This is a genomic window from Hungatella sp. (assembly GCF_046966825.1).
Map to the genome: position 1 here is coordinate 1 of NZ_JBKVCZ010000034.1, position 25,024 is coordinate 25,024.

A 25,024-nucleotide genomic window follows, 5' to 3' on the forward strand; every position below is an offset into this window, starting at 1 on the left:
GAGAAGGTCAGCGAAATAACGGCGGCGGATCTATGCGGTCAGATGAAGGAATACGGCGTCCGCCATGTGGTTTATACCGATATTTCCAGAGACGGCATGCTCACCGGCCCCAATGTGGAGGCCACAAAGGCCCTGACAGAGGCAACCGGCATGGACATCATCGCTTCCGGAGGAATGTCTTCCATGGACGATTTGAGACGCCTTCATGAGGCTGGTGTAAAGGGAGCAATTATTGGAAAAGCTCTGTATGAAAACAGAATCAATCTAAGAGAAGCGGTGGAAGCATTCGAATGACAGTGGTGCGGAAGGAGAATGATGTTATGAACGAATATAAAAAGGTGATTCCGGGATTCGGTATCCGCGAGGGAAAAGCGGCCGCACTGTGGGGTGCAGACTGCTGTGAGAATGATGTCCTCGCGCTTTCCCGGTATTACGGTGACAGCGGCGCCGATGAACTGTTCCTCTATGATCTGTCCGAAACGGATGAGGATCACGAGCGTTCCATCGGACTGATCAAGGAAATCGCCAGAACGGCCGATGTCCCCATTATAACCGGAGGCCGCGTCAGACGTCTGGAGGATGTGAAGAAATACCTCTACGCAGGCGCAAAGGCCGTATTTCTCAATGTAGATGTAGATGAAAATGTAGACCTGATGAAGGAGGCCTCCGACCGTTTCGGTGATGATAAGATCTACGCCTGGCTGCCGGATTTCACCTGGCTGGAACGAACTGCGGAATACAGCCAGCTGGGCGCTTCCGTCATGATTCTCGGATGTGTTTGTCCATCGGAAGCGGAGATCGCGCGGCTGGAGGAGAAGGAAGAGACGTTTATCCTCTCATCGGATTGTCCCGACGCGGCTGTATTTTCCTCCATGATGGCTTCTGGCCGTGTATCCGGCGTCATCGGTTCCATGACCGGAAAATCACCTTCCTGCATGGAATTAAAGCAGCAGTTAAAGAAGAACGGCATTGCAGTCGATACCTTTGAAAGTGTGGTGGCGTGGGAAGACTTTAAGCTGAACTCCGACGGACTGATCCCCGTGATCGTCCAGGATTACCGGACCTCCGAGGTTCTTATGATGGCATATATGAATCAGGAAGCCTTTGAGGCGACGCTTCACAGCGGCCTCATGACGTATTTCAGCAGAAGCCGCCAGAGTCTCTGGCTGAAGGGTGAGACCTCCGGCCATTACCAGTATGTGAAGTCTCTCTCCTTAGACTGCGACAACGATACCCTGTTGGCAAAGGTCAATCAGATCGGCGCGGCCTGCCATACGGGAGCGCGCAGCTGCTTCTTCCAGACGTTGGTAAAGAAGGAGTATCAGGAGACGAATCCTTTAAAGGTATTTGAAGACGTTTTCGCCATTATTCTCGACCGTAAGGAGAATCCGAAGGAGGGCTCCTATACCAATTATCTGTTCGACAAGGGAATCGATAAGATCCTGAAGAAGCTGGGCGAGGAAGCGACAGAGATTGTGATTGCGGCTAAAAATCCTGACCCGGAGGAAGTGAAGTATGAGATTTCCGACTTCCTGTACCACATGATGGTATTGATGGCGGATAAGGGTGTAACCTGGGAAGATATTACGCGGGAGCTGGCAAACAGGTAAGTAAGAAATAAGATAGAGGCGATGAGTCGACATAATAATTTTATGTTAATCTGCATGGAAAAATCCTTTGAGAGAAGATAAATGCTATTTTCTTTTAAAGGATTTTTTGTGTTGAAAAATGAGGGCTTTCACCCTGTTCGTGTTTATGTTATAATTAGAAAATTGAGAGAAGAAGGTCTGAAGGGACAGAAACCGTCAGATACTTATCACAACGATACAGAGATCTATAGCTCAAAGGAGGACATGAATCATGTCAGAAGTTTTAAATCACTTTTTAAAGTATGTTTCCTACGATACCGAATCGAAGGAAGACGTGGAAGAATTTCCGAGCACGGAAAGCCAGCGTGTCTTAGCGGAGGTTCTGGCGGAAGAACTGCGCGCCATGCATGCACAGGACGTGCGCGTGGATCAGAACTCATACGTATATGCCACCATACCGGCCACCATGGACAAGAAGGTTCCGGTAATCGGTTTTATCGCTCATATGGATACGGCTCCGGCTTACTCCGGCGCCAATGTACACCCGCAGATTGTAAAACAGTATGACGGCGGAGACATCCTGATGAATCAGGAGACCGGTCTCACCATGAAGACAGCCGATTTCCCGGATCTGTTAAAGTATAAGGGACAGGACATTGTCACCACGGACGGAACCACACTGCTTGGTGCGGACGACAAGGCCGGTGTCGCAGAAATCATGACCATGGCAGAGTATCTTCTGGCTCACCCGGAGATTCCCCACGGAACGATCCGCATTGGCTTCACACCGGATGAGGAAGTGGGACACGGAGCAGATTTATTCGATGTGGCAGGATTCGCCGCAGATGCCGCCTATACCGTGGATGGCGGAGGATTAGGCGAATTGGAATATGAGAACTTCAATGCAGCCTCCGCGAAGGTGGATATCCACGGCTCCAGCATTCATCCAGGCTCCTCCAAAGGAAAGATGAGGAATGCGATACTCATGGCCATGGAGTTCCACAACATGCTTCCGGTCTTTGAAAATCCCATGTATACAGAAGGCTATGAAGGATTTTTCCATCTGGATTCCATGCGCGGGACCGTGGAAGAGGCTCATTTAGACTACATCATCCGCGATTTTGACGAGAAAAAGTTTGCGGAGAAGAAAGAGTTTATCACGCGTGTTGCCGTCTACTTAAATGACAGATACGGAAAAGGCACCGTGAATCTGGAACTCAAGGAAAGCTACCGCAACATGAAAGAAATCATCGAGCCGAATATCTATCTGATCGACATTGCCAAAGCGGCGATGGAAGAGATCGGCATCGAACCGATCGTAACTCCGATCCGCGGAGGCACCGACGGCGCCCGTCTTTCCTACATGGGCCTTCCGTGTCCGAATCTCTGCACCGGAGGCTATAATTTCCACGGTAAGTATGAGTTTATTCCAGTACAGTCCATGGAAAAAGTGGTTGAGCTATTGTTAAAAATTGTAGAAAAATTCGCAGAACGCTAAAGGAGGATTCTTTATGGGAGAACTGGCGAAACTGCCGAATATCGGCAAAGTAGTGGAGGAACAGTTAAACCAGGTCGGTATCACGACTTATGAGGAACTTAAGGAGCTCGGAAGCCGTCAGGCCTGGCTGCGTATCAAGGCCATCGATGACTCTGCCTGCATTCATCGTCTCTATTCGCTGGAGGGAGCCATACTCGGCATAAAGAAAACGGAGCTTGACGCGGAAACAAAGGCGGATTTGAAAGACTTTTATAATTCGTTTCGTTAGAATCGGGCTGCCTGGTTTTTCCGAAATTTATAAAGAACGACAGAGTGTACCGTGTTGTGCGGTATCCTCTGTCGTTTTTTATTGTAATCCCGCATTCGATCCTTTTGACAAATCCTTTGTCACATCTTTCTCACCTCCATCATAAAATAACATCAGATAATCTCTTTGCACTGCATTCCATCTGAAAGGATGCGGGATCAACAGTACAAACTGAGCAGGCAATGTCTGTAAATGACATGAAGCCGGGCCGTCGAGACGGCAGCAGATGGGTATCAGGCGCATCTGTGGGACAGTAGTATGTTCCACAGGTGCGCCTTTTTTGTCGTATTTTATTATGGGAGGTTCCTTATGGAGACTTGGAACAATGGAATGCCGGAAGGTCTGACAACCGCCGGGGCACAAAAGCTTCTCGAAAAATACGGAAGAAATGAACTGACTCCGCAAAAGAAAGAAAGTTTTTTTAAGAAAGCACTCCACGTCATGGCGGAACCCATGTTTCTCCTTCTGATGATCGCCTCGGTGATCTACTTCATTTTAGGAGAGCCACGGGATGGTGCAGTGATGCTCCTGTTTGTCACCTGCATGATTACCATTGATGTGGCCCAGGAATGGAAGACCGACCGCACGCTGCGTGCGCTCAGGGATTTGTCTGCTCCGCGTGTAACGGTGATCCGCGACGGTATCAGACAGGAGATTGCCAGCGCGGAGCTGGTACCCGGGGATATCATGGCGCTCTGCGAGGGCATTAAGATTCCGGCCGACGGGTCCATCGTATCCTGCAGCGATTTCTGTGTCGATGAATCAACGCTTACCGGTGAACCGGTCCGTGTCTGGAAGCATGCCCGGTCGTCGGAACCCGATCCTTCCCCGGAACCGGAGAGCAGCGAAGGCTACTGGAAACACGATTTCTGCTACGCGGGCACCCTGGCCGTGCAGGGAAATGCTTATGTTCTGGTGGAAAAGACAGGCGCAGCCACGGAATATGGAAAGGCGGGAAGCCACGTTCTGGAAGCGGAAAAGGTGATGACTCCGCTTCAGAAGCAGACGAAGAGCCTGGTCACCGTCTGCGCGGGAATCGCAGCGCTGTTATTTCTCCTCGTCAGCGCCTTCACTTACATCAATCTGACTGGTTATCCCTTCCAGGAACGGCTGATCAAGAGCATTTTGTCGGGAGTCACTCTGGCCATGGCCATGATACCAGAGGAATTTCCCGTGGTTCTCACCGTCTTTCTCTCTATGGGAGCATGGCGGCTGGCTAAGAAGCACTCTCTGGTGCGTCATCTGCCGTCGGTCGAGACACTGGGAGCCGTCTCTGTCCTCTGTGTGGATAAGACCGGAACCATCACGAAGAACCATATGGAAGTGAAAACGTTGTGGCCCGGGGCCGCCAAAGACAGCGGTCTGGTATTCCTTATGGGGCTGGCCTGCGAGACCGACGCCTATGACCCCATGGAGAAAGCCATGCTGGAATACTGTGAGAAGTCTGGAGTTACAAAGGAGAATCTCTTTCGCGGCACGCTTATTAAGGAGTATGCATTTACCAACGAATCCAGGCGAATGGGGCATGTCTGGGAGCTGGATGGGGAACGCCTCGTGGCTGCCAAGGGGTCTCCGGAAGCCATTCTCGAACTCTGTTCTCTCTCTGAAAATGAGCGGAAGGCGGTGGAAGAGAAGGTCGCAGAGCTGTCCGGCGAAGGACTCCGCGTCATCGCCATGGCGTCTGCGGCCCTGCCTCCGGATGAAAATATTCCAGACTCTCTGGCTGGGTGCAGCCTCCTGTTTTCCGGGCTTGCAGGACTTTATGATCCGCCGAGGGAAGGCATAAGGGAAGATATTGCCCTCTGCCGGAGGGCAGGTATCCGTATCGTCATGATCACCGGAGACAGCAGCTTAACTGCGGCGGCCATCGCCGCACAGACCGGAATCGACTGGGAGAGCGGCAGTGTAACCGGTGAGATGCTGGACCGCATGACAGAGGAAGAGCTGCTGCAGGCCGTAAAGTCGGTATCGATCTTCGCGCGGGTCATTCCCGAGCACAAAATGCGGATTGTCAAGGCTCTGAAGGATAGCGGGGAGATCGTCGCCATGACCGGGGACGGAGTCAATGATGCGCCTGCGCTGAAATATGCGGACATTGGAATCGCTATGGGAAAACGGGGAAGTGAGGTATCCAGGGAGGCCGCAGACTTAATCCTGATGGATGATAACTTTCACACCATTGTCGAGACCGTGCGGGATGGGCGGCGGATCTACGATAATATCCGAAAAGCGGTAGGATATATCTTCACCATCCATATCCCCATTGCCCTGGCCTCCCTGTCGGCCTCCATGCTGGGGATCGCACCTTCTGCGCTCATGTTTCTGCCTGTACACATCGTATTAATGGAACTGATGATTGATCCGACCTGCTCCGTGATCCTGGAGCGGCAGCCTGCGGAATCGTGCGTCATGTGCAGACCGCCGCGGAAACGATCGGAAAAGCTGCTGCGCCTTTCCTCTCTGACGAAAAGTATCGTGCAGGGGCTCGTCCTTTTCGGCACCTCCTTCGGAAGCTATTACCTGACGCTCTGTCAGGGTGAATCTGCCCCGCAGGCGCGCTCCATGGGGCTTTCCATCGTGATCCTGGGCAATCTGTTCCTTGTGCTGGTCAATGCTTCCGAGTGCGACAATGCCTGGTGCTCCGCGAAGAAACTGGCGCGGGACCGCGTCATGCGTCTGGCCGCCTTTATGACGCTGCTGCTTCTGGGAGTCAGCCTTTACAGCCCGATTCATTTTTGAAGCTGGCGCCCTTATCCCTGCTCCAATTCTTTACAGCACTCTGCATCGCTGCCGTTTCTGTACTCTGGTATGAGCCTGTAAAAGCAGTAAGAAATCGAAAATGCAAAGAAACGTGATCGCCCAAAGCATAAAATAAAAAGATGAAGTCCGGACCCTGTGATCCAGACTTCATCTTTTCATAATGACCGTAATATCTGTAATACGTATAATTCCCTTTCTATAACGTCCTGGCCTGACGCTTCTACAGCAGCCGCCGTCTGTACCGGATAAAGTACCCCAATCCGACCGCGTCCGCCAGAAACCACCCAATAGGCACCGACCACCAGATTCCAACCACGCCGACCGCCGGAATGGAAGACAGAACATGGGCGAGCAGGACGCGGGTTCCCAGGGAGATGACCGTAAGCACCACGGACATGCCTGGCTTTCCCAGCGCACGGTAAAGTCCGTAGAGCAGAAACAAACAGCCGATTCCGCAGTAAAAAGCCCCCTCAATATGAAGATAACGAATTCCTTCCGCAATAATAGCCGTCTCCCGTTCACTGACAAACAGAAGCATCAGCGGACGCGCAAAGATCCAGATAATCGCGGAAATCGCAAGGCAGAACAGAAAGGAGACGAGGACCGCTCCCTTAAATCCGGTCTGAATCCGGTCCTTCCTTCCTGCGCCGAAATTCTGGGCAATAAAGGAGGAGAAGGCGTTGCCAAAGTCCTGTACCGGCATATAGGCAAAGGAATCTATCTTCACAGCGACCGCAAATGCCGCCATCACCGTTGTACCAAAGCTGTTGACAAGGCCCTGCACCATCAGGATGCCGAGATTCATGACGGACTGCTGGACACACGTCAGCACGGAAAATCCGGCAATCTCTTTTAAACAGGAGCGGCGGATTCTCCTGTGTTCTTTTCCGATACGCAGCCATGGGCAGGAAAACCAGGAATAGACGGCAATTCCAATCCCTGAAACGTACTGGGAGATTACGGTGGCTTCGGCGGCTCCGGCGACACCGCGGTGAAGTCCCAGCACAAACCAGAGATCCAGAGCGATATTCAGCACGGCGGAAACAGCTAAAAACAGCAGAGGCGTGACGGAATTACCAATGGCGCGCAGGAGACAGGAAAAATAGTTATAGAGAAACACCGCCATGATACCGCAGAAAATGACGATCAGGTACTCCCGCATCATCCCCCGTATTTCCTCCGGCACTCTTAAAAAAACAAGGATCAGATCCGCACTCCAAAAGGCCAGCAGATTCAGAAGGATACTGATTACCGCAATGAGAAGAAAGGAGGTAAAGATACTTTCTTTCAGCCCGTCAAAATCCTTCTGCCCAAACCGGATCGAAAAGACGGCGCTGCTTCCCATACAGAGTCCCAGCAGGATCGAGGTCAGAAAAGTCATCAGGGTAAATGCGGATCCCACCGCCGCCAGTGCGTCCGGCCCGAGGAAACGGCCCACAATGAGAGTATCCGCCACATTATAGCACTGCTGTAAAAGATTGCCTAAAATCATGGGAACCGCAAAGAGAAGCATGGTTTTCATCACCGGCCCCTGTGTTAAATCACCTTTTATCATCGCGCAAAAACCTTTCTATATGTAATTTATAACTTACGTTTCGTAATTATTATATCGGTTAAAAGAGCGCATGTCAATTAATAGATTGCCTTTTGCAGCAAATGATTTTATAATATCAGGAGAGTAACTGGTGAAATGATTGTATCTATGATTGTAAAAAACGATCGTAAAAGAAGGAGATAACATGTTTCTTGAAGGTCTGGATGAATTGGATCAGAAGATTGTACAGCTGTTGATTAAAAATGCCCGCATATCCTATTCGGAAATAGGCAGCCTGGTCGGTATCTCACGGGTGGCCGTCAAGATGCGGGTCCAGTCGCTGGAAAAACGGGGCGTCATCGAAGAGTATACCACCATTATCAATCCCCAAAAGATCAGCGGAGCCGTATCCTGCTACTTTGAGATTGAGACAAGCCCGGACACACTGGCCCAGGTAACAGAGACACTGCGCCGGAACGAGACCATCACCCAGATCTACCGTGTCACCGGAAAGAACAAGCTGCATGTCCACGCGGTCGCCGCGTCGGGAGAGGAGATGGAGCAGCTGATCGAGGAAGTGATAGACCCGCTTCCCGGAGTACTCAGCAGCAGCTGCAATATGATTCTGTCCCGGATCAAGGATATCAAGGGGCTGCGGCTGTGACGCTGCGGTTTACGCCTTCAGTAAACAACGGGGGCCGTCTAAAAAAAGATTGTAAAAATTATTAAAAAAGTGTACAATCATCATGAGCACTGGCGAAAGGTGAGACAGAAAGGTGAGGATACAGATGAGAGAAAAAAATGGAGTGATGGCTCAAAGAAGAGAACTGACGAAGGATATGGCGATTTGCGGCCTTTTTGCCTCATTAATCGCGGTAGGGGCCTTTTTAAAAATAGTAATTCCGGTAGGCGTGGATACGATGAATTTTACACTTCAATGGCTTTTCGTGCTTCTGGCAGGTCTTCTGCTGGGATCGAAGCGGGCGTTTTACAGTGTCACAACGTATCTGGTCATTGGATTGGTAGGATTTCCGGTTTTTGCACGCGGCGGCGGCCCTGCCTATTTAATCCGGCCGACCTTCGGCTTTCTGCTGGGCTTTGCTTTTGCGGCCTATGCGATGGGAAAGGTATGTGAGATCCTGCATTCGTCGAAGATCAGGACCTGGATCCTTGCGGCAGCGATCGGTTACGTCATTTATTATGGAACGGGAATCTTATATTTTTACTTTATTACGCATTTTATCGTCGTTACACCGAACACCGTAGGCTGGGCGGCGATTTTCGCAGTCTATTGTCTGCCTACCATGTTTCCGGATGGCCTGCTGTGCATTCTTGCCATTATGCTTGCCGCAAGGCTGCGTCCGGTGGTGTCGCAGATGCTGTCATAGAAATGAATAAAAGAGGATAGATGGCGATTCTTTTATCTTCCTTCCATAGAATCAGGATTATAAGCAGCGGACTCTTCGGAGTCCGTTTTTCTATTTCGTGCGTTTATATCCCGTCTGCTGCCAGTTTCACTTTCCGGCTTCACTTGCTGCGTTCATTTGCCGATTTCACTCGCCGATTACTCTGTCCATATGTGGTTGAGTTTTTTTCGGTTATGCTTTATAATTATTATTTATATGATATGTCAGCGGAGAAAAAGTGAGGTGATCCTTTGGACGGGAAAGAAACTATATTAATTGCAGATGATGCAGATCTCAACCGGGCTATATTAAGAAACTTATTCGAGGATGAATATAACCTGCTGGAGGCAGAGAACGGAGAGCAGGCCCTTATTCTGCTGCGGCAGTACCGCGAACGAATCACCGTGGTTCTCCTTGATCTCGTCATGCCGGAAAAAGATGGCTACGAGGTATTAAAGGAGATGCAGGAGACCCGTTTTCTTTACCACTCACCAGTCATCGTGATCACGGCGGACGACAGCATGGGAAACCGCACCAGGGTATTTGAACTGGGCGCATCCGATGTCATCGCCAAGCCCTTCGATCCCGCTGAAATTAAAAACCGTGTTAAAAATATTATAGAACTGGGCCGTTACAGGCGGCAGCTGGAGACCATGGTCGCGGAACAGTCTGCCCGCACACGGGAGGCCAATGCCGCGGTGATCGATATGCTCACCTCAGTCATCGAATACCGCAGCCTTGAATCCGGTCAGCATATCCGCCGCATCCGGATGTTCACACAGATTCTGCTGGAGGACGTAGCGGAAAACTATCAGGTCTACAACCTGGACAGCCGGAAGATCCAGCTTATTACAGAGGCCTCTTCCCTGCACGACATCGGTAAGATTGCCATTCCCGACAGTATTCTCAACAAGCCCGGAAAGCTGACATATGAGGAATTCGAAGTCATGAAGACCCATACGCTGAAAGGCTGCGAACTTCTCACAGACCTGGACAGTCTGCGTGATCAGGAGTATTTTGAATATGCCTACCGGATCTGCCGCTATCACCACGAGCGATGGGATGGAAACGGATATCCGGATGGCCTGAAGGGGGACAGCATCCCCATCTGCGCACAGGTGGTGGCCATCGCGGACTGCTACGATGCGCTCACGACAGACCGCGTGTATAAAAAAGCCATCGCCCCCAGCCAGGCCTTCAGTATGATTCTGAATGGAGAATGCGGGAAATTCTCTCCGCGGCTTCTGGAATGCTTTAAAAATGTAAGGGATAAATTTGCGCAGCTTTCCGCAGAGTATGCCGACCATCTGCCCGGCAAGCTCAAGACGGCTCCGCATATTCCCTCCGCCTCCCTCTATGATACCGGAGACAACACGCTGGAACAGAGCCAGCTTAAATATTTCACCCTGCTGCGCCATATGGATTCAACGGTCATGGAACTGGATTACGATACCGGTGTCTATCATCTGGTCTACTTAGCGGATCAGGATTTTTCCGCACTACGGTCAGGCAACCGTTTCGAGGACGCCATCCGCAATTTTGCGGAAGCGGCGGTTCATCCTGAAGACCGTGCGCAGGTATTAGCCCTGCTGGACAATTATATCAGGGAGCTTTTCGACGAAGGACTGACCTGCCGCGACCGGAGGTACCGGATCCTGGACCGCATCAGGGATACATACGTCTGGTGCAGAGCCTCACTGCTTCGTATCAATCTGGAGAATCCCCGTCAGCACCGGGTACTGCTGGTGTGGCGCAAGGAAGAATTTCCGCAGACGGTTCAGACGGATCAGCCAGGCCATCCCGTTCCATTCGAACCGCTGCCAGTCGCTTATCCGGCTGCCGACCTGCTCTTAGGCGGCATTCAGAAGTGCCGGTGCGATCAGCATTTTACACTGATCCAAATCAGCCACAGCCTCGTGAATCTGCTGCATTATTCCGAGCGCGAGATCGAAACGCAGTTTCACAACCATCTGATGGAACTCGTATATCCCCCTGACCGGGAAAAGCTGGCAAAGCAGTTTAAGGAACAGCGCAACGAGGGAAAGATTCTGGAACTCGAATACCGTCTTGTGGCAAAGGATGGCCATACGGTCTGGGTATCCGATCACTGTATCATCACGGTGGAGAACGGTGCCGAGGTTGCGTATTGCGTGATTCTGGATGCAGCCCGACACCATCAGGCGGAGGAGCAGCTGCGTCTGTCCCTGGAACGGCACAATATCATCATGGAACAGACGAATGATATTATTTTTGAATGGGATATCCGTAATGATGAACTGTATCTCTCCCCCAACTGGAAGAATCTGTACGGTTACCAGCCTATTACTAAGAATGTGAGCAGTGATATCTCCAGAATATCGCATATCCATCCGGACGATGTTCCGGTATTCCAGGATCTGATGCAGACCATGAGAACCGGCCTCCCTTATAAGGAAGCCGAATTCCGTATTGCGGATGGAGCCGGCGTCTATCGCTGGAGGCTGGCGCGCGCCACCGCTCAGTTTGACAGTGACAACAAGCCATTTAAGGCTGTCGGGGTGATCGTGGATATCGATTCGCAGAAGGCCGAGAAAGCGTCCCTGGAGGACCGGGCGGCACGCGATGTACTCACCGGCCTCTATAACAAGGTTTCTGCCCAGGGCAGGATAGAAGCACACTTTTCGGTCTGCGCTCCCGATGACCTGTCGGCCCTGATGATTCTGGATGTGGATGATTTTAAACAGATCAACGACCGATACGGCCACATGTTCGGGGACGCGGTACTGGTGGAGCTCTCCTCAAATGTGGCGAAGCTGTTCCGCGGCCAGGATACGGTCGCGCGGATCGGCGGCGATGAATTTCTGATCTTTATGCCAAACGTCCGAAAGGAAGAGGTGGCAGAGCAGCGTGCAGAGGAAATCCTTTCGGTTCTGAGGGATCTGCTTCATGAAAACATGAGAGATATGACCTTTTCGTGCAGTGTCGGCCTGGCCTTTGCCAGGGGCGGCGCCTTGAGCTTCCGGGATTTATTTGAACACGCCGACCGTGCCCTTTACAGGGCCAAGGCAGCAGGCAAACAGCAGGCGGTCTGCTATCAGGATGAGATGCTGAATGGGCTTGTCGGCAGACCGGAGGAGGAAGCGGCAGTCTGCCGGACGGAGATTGATTCGGACCGTTTGAAGCAGTGGAATCTTCCCACCCTGATTTCGAGGGCGTTTGATATTCTTTACGGCGCTAAAGATTTCGGGAAGGCGGTGCAGTCCATTCTGGCCCTGATCGGGGAGATGTTTGAAATCAGCCGGACTTATATCGTTGAAAGCAGCAAAGATGGGCGGCGCTGCAACAACACCTTTGAGTGGTGCGCCGAAGGCATCGAGCCGCAGATCCATTACCTCCAGCAGGTTCCCTATGTGAGCAACGGCTTTGATTACCGGAAGAACTTTGGTGAAGACGGACTCTTTTACTGTCAGAATATCAGCAAACTGGCGGACCGGGAAAAGGGATTTCTGGAGGGGCGGGCAGTTGTCCACCCCTGGTACGCCATACGGGAAAATGGTATCTTCTACGGTCTGGTAGGCTTTGATGACTGCGGAATCCGCCGTTTCTGGACCAGGGAGCAGATCGAGGCGCTGACCTTTACAGGCAAGCTGCTGTCCGTGTTCCTACTCAAGTACCGGACCCAGGATGCCCTGAGTGAATCCGTGCTGAACCTGCACAGTGTTCTGGATCAGCAGGAGGTATGGCTGTATGTCCTGGATCCGGACACCTACACCCTGCGTTACCTCAATCGAAAGACAAAGGAACTGGTGCCAGAAGCAGAACCTGGCAGGCCCTGCTATGAGGTGTTTTATAAGCGGGACAGTCCCTGTGAAAACTGTGCGCTTAAACAAGCCCGTGAGACCGGCCAGAGCACCATGGAGCTATACAATGATATTCTGGGGATTTGGGTTCTGACTGACGCTTCGATTGTACAGTGGAACCGGATGGAAGCATGCCTTGTGTGCTGCCGGGACATTTCCCGTTACAAGGATAAGAAGAGCCAGGATTTGAAACAGCAGACGAAAGAATCAGGCGGAGGAGCATATGAATACAGATAATTACAGCCAGTTAAAGACACGAATCCTGGACATTCTATGGAACGAAACGGATTTTGATGCGGCAGTCCGCCGCGTGCTGGTATTAGTAGGAAACGAATTTTCAGCGGATATTGTATACATTTCGGAATATTCCGTTTCCGACAGTCAGTTTATCAACACCTATCTCTGGACCGCTCCGGGCTTCATGGATTCCGCCTGGAACAGGAAGGACACCGATCAGAAGAGACTGGACGCGCAGAGGGGAGCCTTCGCCATGGGCAGTACTACCGCCTTCTGGAGCACGGACACCCTGCCTGAGGAATCGGCTGCGATTCTGAAACGGCTGGGCACCCGTTCATTGCTTCAGGCGCCGATTAAGGCTCAGGGCCGTCTGGCCGCCTGCATTGGTTTGTCCGACTCCGTCCGCTTCCGCACAGACTGGGAAGGCGACACGAAGACCAGGGAATGCGTCATGACGATCGCCCAGATCATCGGCATCTTCCTGCTGAAAACCCGGTATGAACAGATCAATGGAGACTACCAGAATAAACTGGAAAAATCGCTTCTGGCGTCACAGAAACGGACGGACGCAGCATACGATCTGCTGGATTCCATTTCATCGGGTGTCATTCTCGTGCGTCTCTATCCGGATGGAAGGGCAAAACCGCTGTACGCCAACCTGGGGATGTACCGGCTTCTCAGAATCCCCCGGACCGCGGAGGATGCCATTGTTCCTGACCGTAACGCCGCCGTTCTGGAAAGTGAATATTTTGACGACTTTTTCGCCAATATTCCGGAGCCGGATAACCAACGGGTACGTCAGGAATATCGGGAAGGTTTCAAAACGGATCACTTCAGTGTCAAAAAGTACCGGCTGCTCCGCGGTGACGGTACTTACGTATGGGTCAGCTCAAATTTGAGCCTGCGTGAATCGACAGCGGAGTGCCGTATCTATTACGCTACCTACACAGATATGTCGGAGGAGATCAGCCTCCAGACGAATTTAATGGAGATGCTTCAAAAAGAAAAGCAGATAACGGCCGATTTAGAGAAAGCCAACCGGGCAAAATCAGATTTTCTGTCCCGGATGAGCCATGATATCCGCACCCCCATGAATGCAATCATGGGGCTGTCGTCCATTGCGAGAACTCACTTAAATATACAGGAGCGTCTGGTGGACTGTCTCGATAAGATCGATTCCTCGGCCAAGCTGCTGTTAAGTATTATCAATGAAGTTTTGGATATGTCCAAAGTAGAGAGCGGTAAGATTACGCTGTCTGAGGAGGAGGTTCATCTGGCGGAGCTGATTCACAGTGTGGTATCCATGGTGCAGCCTCTGGTCGATGAAAAGCAGCAGCAATTTCAGATCCATGTCAACGATATAGAGCATGAGTCTGTGCTCGGTGATGTGCAGCGGCTCCAGCAGCTGATCATGAATCTGCTGACCAATGCAATCAAATACACCCCGACGGAAGGGTTAATCCGGCTGGATATTTTTGAAAAGCCATCAAACGATCCGGAGAAAAGCTGCTATGAGTTCGTGGTGGAGGACAATGGAATCGGGATGCACACCGAATTTCTGACACGGGTCTTTGAGCCGTTTGAACGGGCGGAGGAGAAGCAGATCGACGCCGTACAGGGTACTGGCTTAGGCCTTGCCATCTGTAAGAGTATTGCAGAAAAGATGGGTGGCAGCATACAGGTAGAGAGCGAATACGGCGCAGGCAGCAGATTTACCGCCTCGGTGACATTAAGGAGAAGCGACGGAATTGCTGACGACGAAGCGCTCAGGGGACTGTCTGTCCTGGTGGCGGATGACGATGAAATCACCTGCCTCAACACCTGCACCCGTCTGGAAGCGCTTGGCATCCGGTGTGAATGGGTATTAAACGGCCAGGATGCGATAAAACGGGCCTCTGCGATGCATGAGAGCGGACGCGATTACTTTGCGGTAATCCTGGACCTGAAAATGCCGGAACTGGACGGAATCGAGACGACACAGAGGTTACGGGAGGTGTTGGGTAGCCGGATACCGATTATTCTGATATCCGCCTATGATTTCTCTGCGTATATAGACAGGGCAGCGGCGGCAGGAGCTAATGACTTCATTACCAAACCACTGTTTCGTTCCCGCCTGGTTTCGAAGTTGAAGCAGTTTCTGGACAGCGAAAGCACCGTACAGCCGGAAGTGCAGACACAGACCGGCTCACTATTTATGGGAAAACGAATCCTGCTGGTGGAAGACAACGATCTGAATCAGGAAATTGCCTCCGAAATGCTGGAAACGCTGGGAATTACTGTGGAGGTCGCCGGAAACGGGAAAGCTGCCCTGGAGCGTTTCATGGAATCCCCTCCCGGATACTACGATCTGATTTTTATGGATATGCAGATGCCGGTGATGGATGGCTGCACCTCAACCCGGAAAATCCGGGCAATAGAGAGAGACGATGCCAAAAGCATACCGATTATAGCCATGACCGCGAATGCCTTTGCCGATGACCGTCAGAAGACGGCGGAAGCCGGAATGAACGAACACCTGGCAAAACCCATTAATATGGAACAGTTGAAGAGGGCGCTGGACCAATGGCTAAAAAATAGTGCAGTGAGGTTTAAAACCGCTGATGAATAATAAAGCAAAATTTAATTGGAAGTTTCTTTTGGTAACAGCATTTACGCTGATTATCGCAATCATCCTGATTCTCTATCTTTCTATTATCCGGCAGACCATGTATCTGGAGAGCTCCGAGCATCTGGATGAGATTTCCCGTCAGATGGCTGTCTCCATAGAAAAGCAGTCTGAGAACCAGTGGAATATGGTGAATATCATCTACCGGTACTTTTCCGCTAATGCCGATCAGGAATGGAGCAGCATTAGCGATTATACAAAGGAAAAAAAGGAAGACTGGGGATTTGATTCTCTCTGTTTTGTGGATGAAAACGCCACCTATTACGATAAAGATAATTCGGTCTCCCTTCTTTCTTACAAAGAGGTCACCACGGATTAGCTCACGAATCACAAATCCGTGATTCTGGATAATACCATTTTTGAAGATGAGAACAAGCTGATCTTTCTGTCCCCGGTAAAAGATATGACCATTCATGGGAAGACATTTAAAGCCATAGGCGCGGCGTACAACAGCCGGAACATCTTTGATATTCTTGATATTAAAGCCTTTGACGGCAGGGCGGAACTGTATATCACCCACGGTAATGGAGTCGTGCTTTTCCGCACGGCCCAGGAACATGTCATGACCGGCTACAATCTGTTTAACAGCCTGGAGGAAGAACGATTCAGCAGAGGTTCGGTGCACCAGCTGCGGGAAAATATTAATACCGGTCACCAGCAGCTGATGACCGTACAGATAGGAGGTCAGGAGTACTATTTAAATCATACTCCGGTAGGCGTTGATGACTGGCAGCTGACTATGCTGGTGCCGGTGAAGGTAGTCAGCGGAAGAATGCAGCAGTCAACATTTATTACGTCTGCCTTCTTTCTCCTGATTGCCGCACTGATTATAGCAGCCTTTATTGTGCTTTATACCGATTCTGCAAGAAAGGTTCTTCAGGCAGAGGAATCGGCCCGAAAGGCGGCGGAAGGCGCGAATCTGGCCAAAAGCCAGTTTCTGTCCAACATGTCTCACGATATCCGCACCCCCATGAATGCAATCATCGGAATGACCAAAATCGCTTCTACGCATATGGAGGAGCCGGAAAAAGTAAGCGACTGCTTAAGAAAAATCGAACTTTCGGGACGGCTGCTGGTAGGACTGATTAATGATATTCTGGATATGTCCAGGATTGAGAGCGGCAAGATGACCCTGAATAATGACACAGCCTCTCTGGTGGAGGTCATGGAAAATCTGGTAGGCATTACCCAGCCCACCGTTCGTCAGAAAAATCAGAATTTCAATATCAGACTTCACAATATCGTCCATGAAAAACTGGTGTTCGATTCACTGCGTCTGAGCCAGATTTTGATTAATTTGTTGGGAAATGCGGTAAAGTTTACGCCTGACGGGGGCAGTATCAGCACAGAAGTAACGGAACTGCCGTCTCAAAAAGCTGGATACGCCCATTTTCTATTCCGTGTATCCGATAATGGAATTGGAATATCGCCGGAATTTCAGAAAAACATGTTCACTTCCTTCATGCGGGAGCGGGACAGCCGGATTGATAAGATCGAAGGCAGCGGTCTGGGCATGGCGATCACAAAGATGATTGTGGACATGATGGGTGGAACCATCGAAGTGGAGAGCGAATTGGGGAGAGGAAGTTCCTTTACCGTAGAACTGGATTTTCTGATTGACGAGAAACCGGAGGAACTGATTCTGCCTGCCATGCATATTCTGATTGCCGATGACGATCCGGATACCTGCCGCTCTGCATCCGATTTTTTAACAGAGATGAGAGTTGCAGCGGACATGGCCTTAAGCGGCTCGAAAGCCGTAGAGATGGCAAAGGCAGCCCATGATTCAGGAAACGACTATCAATTTATCTTTCTGGACTGGAAAATGCCTGATTTAGGTGGGGTCGAGGCAGCGAAATCCATCCGCAGATATGTGGGGGAGGAGGTCCCAATTCTGATTATCAGCGCCTATGACTGGTCTGGCATTGAGCTGGAGGCAAACGCGGCGGGAGTTAACGGATTCATTCAGAAACCATTTTTCAAATCAACGCTGTACGGCTGCATCCAGAAGTACTATCTTGGTCAGGAGGCGGAGGCCCCTGCTCCGCAGCAGGAGAAGCTGATTCTGACAGGACGAAGGATTTTGCTGGTGGAAGACAACGAAATCAATCAGGAGATTGCCAGAGAGTGGATGACGGAACTGGGGGCTCAGGTGGAAACGGCATGGAATGGGCGCGAGGCGGTGGAACGCTTTGGCAGCTCTCCTGTCGGTTACTACGATCTGATCCTTATGGATATCCAGATGCCGGTTATGAACGGTTATGATGCCGCGAAGGCAATCCGTGCATCGGACCGGAGGGACGCCCGGAGCATTCCTGTTTTTGCAATGACTGCAGATGCATTCTCGGAAGATATTGCGCTGGCCAAAGCGGCCGGAATGAACAGTCATCTGGCGAAACCTCTGGATTTGACTGTTGTATTAAGGGAGATCAAAAAATATTTTGAATAGTCGAGGGGCGAGATGAAAAGAAACAGAAATAAAAGTCGTCGGTTATACAAGAACGGAATACTGCTTTTGACCGCTGTCCTCTGGGTCTGTGTTATGCTGGGAGGCTGTACGGTTAAAAAGTCCGGAACAGATGAAAATATGCTGGGGGCCGATCTGGAATCTGAACCGGACCGAGTGGTGATCACCGTGACGACAAGCGTCAGCCTGGAGCATTTTGCCGCTGCCGTAGAAGAACGCTTCCCGGATATCCGCCTGGTACAGGACAGCTATATGGGGGATTTTCGTATTAATGAACACATTGCCCGGGTCAGCAACCGGGACTGGGGCGACCTGGTAATAATCGCTGCCGGACTGATCCCAAAAGCCGATATGTCCGGACTGCTGATGGACCTTTCCACCCAGCCATTCCCAGCCGGATATAACTCAAACTCGCTGCAAATGGATCATGAAGGGCATATCTATCTGCTTCCCGGTCCTCTTAATTTTAACTGCAATATCTACAACAAGACCTTGTTTGATGAAAACGGATGGACGGTTCCGGAAAGCTATGAAGAACTAATAACCCTTTGCCAGACGATTGACGAAAGCGGAATCCGTGGATTTCAGTACGTTCTTCGTGATACAAGTACCCAGAGCTATCAAATCTACAATTACTGCGTCCTCTCAGCACTGGATACTCTCACGCATCCGGATGGGCAGACCTGGCATAATCAGCTGATGGAAGGGAAAGCGGTTTCCCTGGAGCCAATGAAGGTCTCATTTCAGAATTTACAGCGTCTGATTGATGCCGGCATGGTCCGTGCCGAGGATATGGAGGTCACCGACACGATCCGAATGGAGCTTATGAAGAACCGGCAGACCGCCATTACACCCGGAGCAGTCAGCATCCTGAATCAGCTCAACGACGAAAGCGGCGATGAGTTCCGTTTCATGCCCCATTTCAGTATGACAGACAACCAGGGGTGGCTCTTAAATCTGGGTTATTATTTTGGTGCAAACCAGAACCTCCGGCAGAGCGGCAGCGAAAAGGAGCTGGAGGCTGCGATGAAGATTCTGAAATTTGTCGCGTCAGAGGAAGGGCAGCAGGCGCTGATTGAGGACCGGCTTGGCATCGTCCCTGCCACACGCGGCGCATCTCTGCCCGAACTCCCGGCATACGACGGGATCCGCGCACAGGCGGAGGGTGGGTACTACATTATGCGGCCCACCTATGATATGTTTACTTCTGTACTGGAAACAGAGATCGCCTCATTTATCCGGGGTGAGACTACCAGCGACGACATATTAGAAAAATGCAGCGCGCTTCTGAAAAAGGGCGCGCCCACAGCAGAAGCAATCGGACAGGCATCATCTGATTTTACAGTCCTGCAGACAGGCCTTTTAAAAGCAGACGCCCTGCGCAGCGCCGCAGGTACTGATATTGCCCTGATCAGTATGGCAGAGCCAGACTGCTTCGTTCCCATTGGAGGCACCCGTTCGAAACTCTATAAAGGGAGAATCACAGAGGACGATATCATCAGAATATCACAGAATACGTTGGGAGAAGATGTAATGTGCAGCCGCGCATCGATGACCGGTGCAAAATTGCTGGAGCTTTTGGATTACGGAGCGGCTTCTGCGAAAGAGCAGGAGAACGGCATGACTAACGGCTTCCATCCGTTTGCCGTTTCCGGTATCACACTTTCCTATGATTTAAATGGTGTAAAAGGGCAGAGAGTCCGCGGCGTAAAGCTGACGGATAAAAAGGAACTCAACCCGGAGGCAGTATATACGGTTGCATTTCTGGACGGTATGCTGACGGAGAGATTTTCATCAGAGCAGGAGAAGACCGGCTTGTCCATGACAGAGGTTCTAAAAGAGTATATCCGGTCGAAGAAAACCGTGTCCCCTGATTCTCACAGAATTACGTTTCACTGACCGGAAGAAAACCGATAAACCGTGATGAATCACGAGTTTATCGGTTTTTTATTCATAGCCCCGGTTCTGCAAATAATCCGATATCCGGCGGACAGTATGTGAAAACGAAAAACAGCACTGCAATCAGCGCAATTACGGCCACAAGAACAGGTTCATACTTTCGAACTTTCCCATTTGGAGTCAGACGCAGGGCAAGGACGAAGGCGGCCAGAACGCTCACCAGAAAGGTGATGATATCCAGGGAAAGCAGATGAAATCCAAGGACTCCCGAGTATGTGTAAAAAATGGTGGGGATCAGCGCACAGCCCGCAAGGTTTCCGACAGCCAGCGCCGATATGACACCAGGTTCTTCCTTCCGAAGACGAACTGACATCCACAGAGAATAGAACAGCATCGGGAAAAATAAAAGCTTGATATGTTCCCAGGTAGACTCCCCTACGGGAGCGAACAGTCCGACCAGAAAGCTGTTTCCCGACAGCTGATAGAGAAAATGTGACAAAGTACCGATCACGGAAACAAAAAAGATTCCAGCCAGTGTATAACGCTTAAGACGGTTCATAGAAAGCCTCATAACATAAAATTTCTCTTTATAGTATGCAGGAAGAGGGGAGAACTATGCCAAATCATGCCGGCGGAACCGGTGTACCGGTATGTGTATCCCTATAAGCAGCGGAAGCGAAAATGATTCCTTGACAATGACATAACTGTTGTTATAATATATAAAATGTAAAAATGCTGGAATGAAAATGCCAGTGAGATGGAAAGGAGGAGAGGAAGTGAACCATTTTTAAAAAAAACACACGACTCTATGCATTTCTTGCTGCGTTTCTTGTGACCGCAGTGATGCTTCTCTCCGGTCTTTTTATCGTCACACATGCTGAGCATGACTGTACGGGTGAAAACTGCCTTGTCTGCGCGGAGATCGAAGCCTGCGTATGTACCATACAGCTGTTGTCAAAAGCAGTTGGAACAGGAGCAGTTGTCATCTTTGCATATCTTGTCATTTCAAAAATCTTATCACTCTGTCAGACCGGACTCTTTCTGTGCCCGGTTTCTTTGGTCAGCTTAAAAATCCGTTTAGACAATTGAATCATCCTCCCACAAGGCAGTTAGCCGTTCACTTTATGTGTATGGCTTGACAGGATACGTCTGTCATGAAATCTGCCTTTTTTTGTGTACCCTTTTTCTCTGCCCTAAGGGCTGAATGACTGAAAACACAATCTGGAGGATTTATTTTATGAAATTTTATTCTATTAAGACGCTGCGTGCGCTGGCTATGACAGCGCTTGTTTCCGCTGCCATGCTTACCGGCTGCACAAGAGCCGCGGCGCCGAACCCGGCAGCAAAAACAGAAGCCATGGAGAGCAAAAAAATGCTGAAGGTCATGGCCAGCTTTTATCCCATGTACGACTTTGCAGCTAAAATCGGCGGCGACAAGGCGGAAGTGATTACCCTGGTTCCGTCCGGCACAGAACCCCATGACTGGGAGCCGGCTGCTGCCGATATCAGGAATCTGGAAGAAGCCGATCTGTTCATCTACAGCGGAGCCGGAATGGAGCACTGGGTGGACGATGTGCTGGCCAGCTTAGATAACAAAGACCTGATATCGGTGGAGGCTTCCAAGGGGGTGGCGCTTAGAGACGGCCACAGCCACAGCCATGAGGAGGAGGAAGGCGCCGGGGAACCGGAAGAAGAGGGGCCGTATGATCCCCATGTATGGCTCAGCCCTCTGAATGCGGAAAAAGAGATGGAAAATATCAAGAATGCCTACATAAAAGCAGATCCTGACAACAGGGATTACTATGAAGCCAACTACGAATTGTACGCCTCCAGGTTTGCTGACTTAAATCAGAAATTTAAAGATACCCTGTCTTCCCTGCCGAACAAGGATATTGTGGTTTCCCATGAAGCCTTCGGCTATCTCTGTGACGCCTACGGTCTCAATCAGGTGGGAATCGAGGGACTGTTCCCGGATTCTGAGCCTTCCCCTGCAAGAATGGCGGAGATTATCGATTTCGTAAGAGCCAATCATGTCAGGGTTATCTTTTTCGAAGAGCTGGTAAGCCCAAAGGTTGCCGAAACCATCGCAAAGGAAACCGGTTCGTCAGTACAGGTGTTAAATCCGCTGGAAGGCTTAAGCGATGAGGAACTGGAAAGCGGCGCCGACTACTTCTCGGTGATGGAGGAGAACTTAAAACGGCTGGAGGCTGCGCTGAAATAAGAAAACTGAATAAAAATGACAAAAGACAGACAAATGACAAAAGACAGACAAGGAGTATAACGTGATGGATGCCATTGCAGTCAGAGGACTGAACTTCTCTTATGGAAACACTCAGGTCCTGAAACAAATTGATTTTACGGTTCCCGAGAACCGTTTTGCGGTTCTGCTGGGGCAAAATGGAGCAGGGAAAAGCACTTTGTTAAAGCTATTGCTGGGGGAACTATACCCCGGTGAAAAAAAAGGGGGAATCTCTATCTTCGGATGCGATATCCGGCAGTTTAAAAACTGGAAGTGCTTAAGCTATGTCCCCCAGAGCGGCATGGCATCCTGTCAGAATTTCCCGGCCTCTGTGGAGGAGATCGTCCAGGCAAACCTATATGCCCAGATCGGACTCTTTCGTTTTGCCGGAAAAAGAGAAAAAGACCAGGTCCGCCAGGCACTGTTTCAGGTTGGGATGGAAGATTATGCAAAGCGGTTGATTGGACGGCTGTCCGGCGGCCAGCAGCAGAAAATCCTTCTGGCAAGGGCGCTGGTGAGTCAACCCAGGCTGTTGATTTTAGATGAACCGGCAACGGGAATGGATGAACGGAGCACGGAGGATTTTTACCGGCTGGTAAAGAGGATTAACCTGGAACAGGGGGTAACGGTACTGATGGTTACCCATGACCGGAAACGGCTGGAAGCCTTTGCAGATGATATCTGGCTTTTGGAGGATGGGGGCATGGAACTGATACGGGCCGGAGAGGGGGAATGCGCTCATGGAGATCTTTAATTACGGCTTTATGCAGCGTGCCTTTGTTGTCGGAATCCTTCTTGCGGCCGTTATTCCCTGTATTGGAATTGTCATTGTATTTAAACGGCTGTCCATGATTGGTGATGCGTTGTCCCATACTTCTCTGGCCGGAGTTGCGGCCGGACTGATTCTGGGCATAAATCCGGTGGCGGCCGCCGCGTTTGCCTGTATCGCCGCCTCCCTGGGAATTGAACTGATCCGCAGGAAGCTGCCGCGTTATTCCGAGGTATCCATTGCCATCATCATGTCCGCAGGAGTGGGGCTGGCAGGCGTCCTGTCCGGATTTGTAAAGAATGCGGCAAACTTCAACAGCTTTCTGTTTGGCAGCATTGTGGCAATCAGCGATATGGAGCTGCGTCTCGTGGTGGCAGTCAGCGCCGCAGTGCTTCTGATGTTCCTGCTGCTCTATAAAGAATTATTCTACGTGTCCCTGGATGAACAGAGCGCCAGGCTCGCCGGAGTGCCGGTGCGGACGGTAAATTTTCTGTTCACTTTTCTGATCGCCGTGACGGTTTCCGTCGCAGCCAGAACCGTAGGGGCGTTGATCGTGTCCTCCATGATGGTAGTTCCGGTGGCCTGCGCCATGCAGTTCGGTAAAAATTACCGCCAGACTGTTTTATGGGCGGTGGTACTCGATGTGATCTTTATGGTTACCGGACTGTTTGCCGCTTACTATCTGGGATTAAAACCGGGAGGAACCATTGTTTTAGTTGGCGTCTTATTCCTGCTTCTGGTATTTGCAGGAAAAAGGCTGTTCAGGAGGATTGGAAGTCAACTGAAACAGGAAGCCGGCCTGCTATGATAGGAAGGCTGGCAGAAAAGGAGAGTAAATGACAGATATTTATATTATATCCGGCTTTTTAGGCGCGGGTAAAACAACATTAATTAAAACCATGGTACGTTCTGTATTCCGTGATAAGAGGATCGTTGTCATTGAAAATGATTTCGGGAAGGCGGGGATTGACGCGGAGCTGCTCCGGGAATGCAGACTGACGGTCACCAGCTTGAATGCAGGCTGTATCTGCTGCAGCCTGACCGGCGATTTTGAAAAAGCCCTGGAACGGATTCAGAAGGATTATGCGCCGGACGCCATTGTGGTGGAACCGTCCGGCGTGGGGAAGCTCTCTGACATCGCCAGACTATGCTTAAAACAGGAGGATAAAGGAAACCTTCACCTTCAAAGAACAATTACCGTGGTGGATATCCGTTTCTTTGATAAGTATTTGAAAAACTATGGAGAGTTTTATAAGGACCAGATATCCTATGCAGATCTAATCCTGCTGAGCCACCAGGAGGAGTGTCAGAAAGAAATCGGACGGGTAAAAAAGAGTATTCTGGATATCAATCCACAGGCCAGAATTGAAGCGGACTTCTGGGATTCCATTCCACGCCCTGTCTTCCAGTATGGGCCGCGGAATATTGCCCTGTTTAAGCTGGGTATGGAGCAGTCGGTATCCATGAAACCGGTTCGGATCAGAACGGGATACCGGAAGGACAGCAAACAGAAAAACGGGATTCTTTTCCGTCATTTTGCCAGAGCGGTCTTTTCGGCAGTAACACTGGAGTGTGCGGAACCGCTTTCAGAAGCACAGCTTCGAAAAAAGGTGCTGCATGTCGTAAAACAGGCGGATGGAGAGATTCTGAGGGGAAAGGGAATTGTAAAAAGTTCTCCTCATGGTCTGATCTTTCATTTTATGCCGGGCAGCCTGGAGATAGTGCCTGCAAATATAGAAGGAAACCAGCTTTGTTTCATTGGAACAGGGCTTGACAAGCAGCAGATCAAGACATTATTCAGCGAGGAATTGTGAT

Annotated in this window: 19 protein-coding genes and 1 riboswitch; of the genes, 17 read left to right on the forward strand and 2 right to left on the reverse strand. The window is 50.5% G+C overall.

Going from position 1 to position 25,024, the window contains the following annotated elements; all coding sequences use genetic code 11:
- From ACLTD4_RS12735 to ACLTD4_RS12755, 5 genes are all read left to right on the forward strand, one after another.
- A partial coding sequence (locus ACLTD4_RS12735; RefSeq protein ID WP_412331343.1) for a HisA/HisF-related TIM barrel protein occupies window positions 1-294 on the forward strand: 294 nt, incomplete at its 5' end.
- Between the two features lie 26 nt (window positions 295-320).
- Window positions 321-1,610, forward strand: a complete 1,290-nt coding sequence (hisIE, locus tag ACLTD4_RS12740; protein ID WP_117620800.1) for a bifunctional phosphoribosyl-AMP cyclohydrolase/phosphoribosyl-ATP diphosphatase HisIE — start codon at window positions 321-323, stop codon at window positions 1,608-1,610.
- A gap of 250 nt (window positions 1,611-1,860) precedes the next feature.
- Window positions 1,861-3,087, forward strand: a complete 1,227-nt coding sequence (gene pepT / locus ACLTD4_RS12745) for a peptidase T (protein WP_117620731.1) — start codon at window positions 1,861-1,863, stop codon at window positions 3,085-3,087.
- Between the two features lie 13 nt (window positions 3,088-3,100).
- Window positions 3,101-3,355 carry a TfoX/Sxy family protein gene (locus tag ACLTD4_RS12750; protein WP_002604131.1) on the forward strand — a complete coding sequence of 85 codons (255 nt, stop codon included), beginning with the start codon at window positions 3,101-3,103 and terminating at the stop codon, window positions 3,353-3,355.
- A gap of 200 nt (window positions 3,356-3,555) precedes the next feature.
- Window positions 3,556-3,650: riboswitch (NiCo riboswitch) on the forward strand.
- A 53-nt stretch (window positions 3,651-3,703) separates the two neighbouring features.
- Window positions 3,704-6,133, forward strand: coding sequence for a cation-translocating P-type ATPase (locus tag ACLTD4_RS12755; RefSeq protein ID WP_412331344.1), 2,430 nt, complete (start codon window positions 3,704-3,706; stop codon window positions 6,131-6,133).
- 241 nt (window positions 6,134-6,374) lie between these two features.
- On the opposite strand, the gene ACLTD4_RS12760 is transcribed toward ACLTD4_RS12755, so the two are convergent.
- Window positions 6,375-7,706 carry an MATE family efflux transporter gene (locus ACLTD4_RS12760; protein ID WP_181988558.1) on the reverse strand — a complete coding sequence of 444 codons (1,332 nt, stop codon included), beginning with the start codon at window positions 7,704-7,706 and terminating at the stop codon, window positions 6,375-6,377.
- A 187-nt stretch (window positions 7,707-7,893) separates the two neighbouring features.
- Here ACLTD4_RS12760 and ACLTD4_RS12765 point away from each other — a divergent pair, with 187 nt between their 5' ends.
- The 7 genes from ACLTD4_RS12765 (at window position 7,894) to ACLTD4_RS12795 (ending at window position 20,201) form a co-directional block, all read left to right on the forward strand.
- The gene (locus ACLTD4_RS12765; protein ID WP_117620729.1) at window positions 7,894-8,352 is read left to right on the forward strand and encodes an Lrp/AsnC family transcriptional regulator; all 459 of its coding nucleotides are present in this window, start codon (window positions 7,894-7,896) and stop codon (window positions 8,350-8,352) included.
- 124 nt (window positions 8,353-8,476) lie between these two features.
- Window positions 8,477-9,076, forward strand: a complete 600-nt coding sequence (locus ACLTD4_RS12770) for a biotin transporter BioY (RefSeq protein WP_117620728.1) — start codon at window positions 8,477-8,479, stop codon at window positions 9,074-9,076.
- Window positions 9,077-9,345: 269 nt separating this feature from the next.
- Window positions 9,346-13,170: a diguanylate cyclase domain-containing protein gene (locus ACLTD4_RS12775; RefSeq protein ID WP_412331345.1), complete on the forward strand. Its 3,825-nt coding sequence runs from the start codon at window positions 9,346-9,348 to the stop codon at window positions 13,168-13,170.
- Window positions 13,157-15,778 (forward strand): response regulator, encoded by a 2,622-nt coding sequence (locus ACLTD4_RS12780; protein ID WP_412331346.1) that lies wholly within the window; start codon window positions 13,157-13,159, stop codon window positions 15,776-15,778. The genes ACLTD4_RS12775 and ACLTD4_RS12780 overlap by 14 nt, the downstream gene beginning before the upstream one ends.
- Window positions 15,779-15,806: 28 nt before the next feature.
- Window positions 15,807-16,154: a hypothetical protein gene (locus ACLTD4_RS12785; protein WP_147335860.1), complete on the forward strand. Its 348-nt coding sequence runs from the start codon at window positions 15,807-15,809 to the stop codon at window positions 16,152-16,154.
- 18 nt (window positions 16,155-16,172) lie between these two features.
- Entirely contained in the window at window positions 16,173-18,284 is a 2,112-nt protein-coding gene (locus ACLTD4_RS12790; RefSeq protein WP_243008194.1) for a response regulator, read from the forward strand.
- 12 nt (window positions 18,285-18,296) lie between these two features.
- A complete protein-coding gene (locus ACLTD4_RS12795; RefSeq protein ID WP_117620723.1) occupies window positions 18,297-20,201 on the forward strand; it encodes an extracellular solute-binding protein in 1,905 nt (634 codons plus the stop codon).
- A 52-nt stretch (window positions 20,202-20,253) separates the two neighbouring features.
- On the opposite strand, the gene ACLTD4_RS12800 is transcribed toward ACLTD4_RS12795, so the two are convergent.
- On the reverse strand, window positions 20,254-20,760 hold the full coding sequence (locus ACLTD4_RS12800; protein ID WP_243008195.1) for a DUF6512 family protein: 507 nt from the start codon (window positions 20,758-20,760) through the stop codon (window positions 20,254-20,256).
- Window positions 20,761-20,984: 224 nt separating this feature from the next.
- Between ACLTD4_RS12800 and ACLTD4_RS12805 the strand changes: the two genes are divergently transcribed.
- The 5 genes from ACLTD4_RS12805 (at window position 20,985) to ACLTD4_RS12825 (ending at window position 25,023) form a co-directional block, all read left to right on the forward strand.
- Window positions 20,985-21,290, forward strand: a complete 306-nt coding sequence (locus ACLTD4_RS12805) for an AraC family transcriptional regulator (protein ID WP_412331349.1) — start codon at window positions 20,985-20,987, stop codon at window positions 21,288-21,290.
- A gap of 148 nt (window positions 21,291-21,438) precedes the next feature.
- Window positions 21,439-22,422 carry a metal ABC transporter substrate-binding protein gene (locus ACLTD4_RS12810; protein ID WP_117620720.1) on the forward strand — a complete coding sequence of 328 codons (984 nt, stop codon included), beginning with the start codon at window positions 21,439-21,441 and terminating at the stop codon, window positions 22,420-22,422.
- A gap of 64 nt (window positions 22,423-22,486) precedes the next feature.
- The gene (locus ACLTD4_RS12815) at window positions 22,487-23,194 is read left to right on the forward strand and encodes a metal ABC transporter ATP-binding protein (RefSeq protein ID WP_117620719.1); all 708 of its coding nucleotides are present in this window, start codon (window positions 22,487-22,489) and stop codon (window positions 23,192-23,194) included.
- Window positions 23,181-24,017, forward strand: coding sequence for a metal ABC transporter permease (locus ACLTD4_RS12820; protein WP_117620718.1), 837 nt, complete (start codon window positions 23,181-23,183; stop codon window positions 24,015-24,017). The genes ACLTD4_RS12815 and ACLTD4_RS12820 overlap by 14 nt, the downstream gene beginning before the upstream one ends.
- Window positions 24,018-24,045: 28 nt before the next feature.
- Window positions 24,046-25,023, forward strand: a complete 978-nt coding sequence (locus ACLTD4_RS12825) for a CobW family GTP-binding protein (RefSeq protein WP_117620717.1) — start codon at window positions 24,046-24,048, stop codon at window positions 25,021-25,023.
- The last annotated feature ends 1 nt before the right edge of the window (window position 25,024 follow it).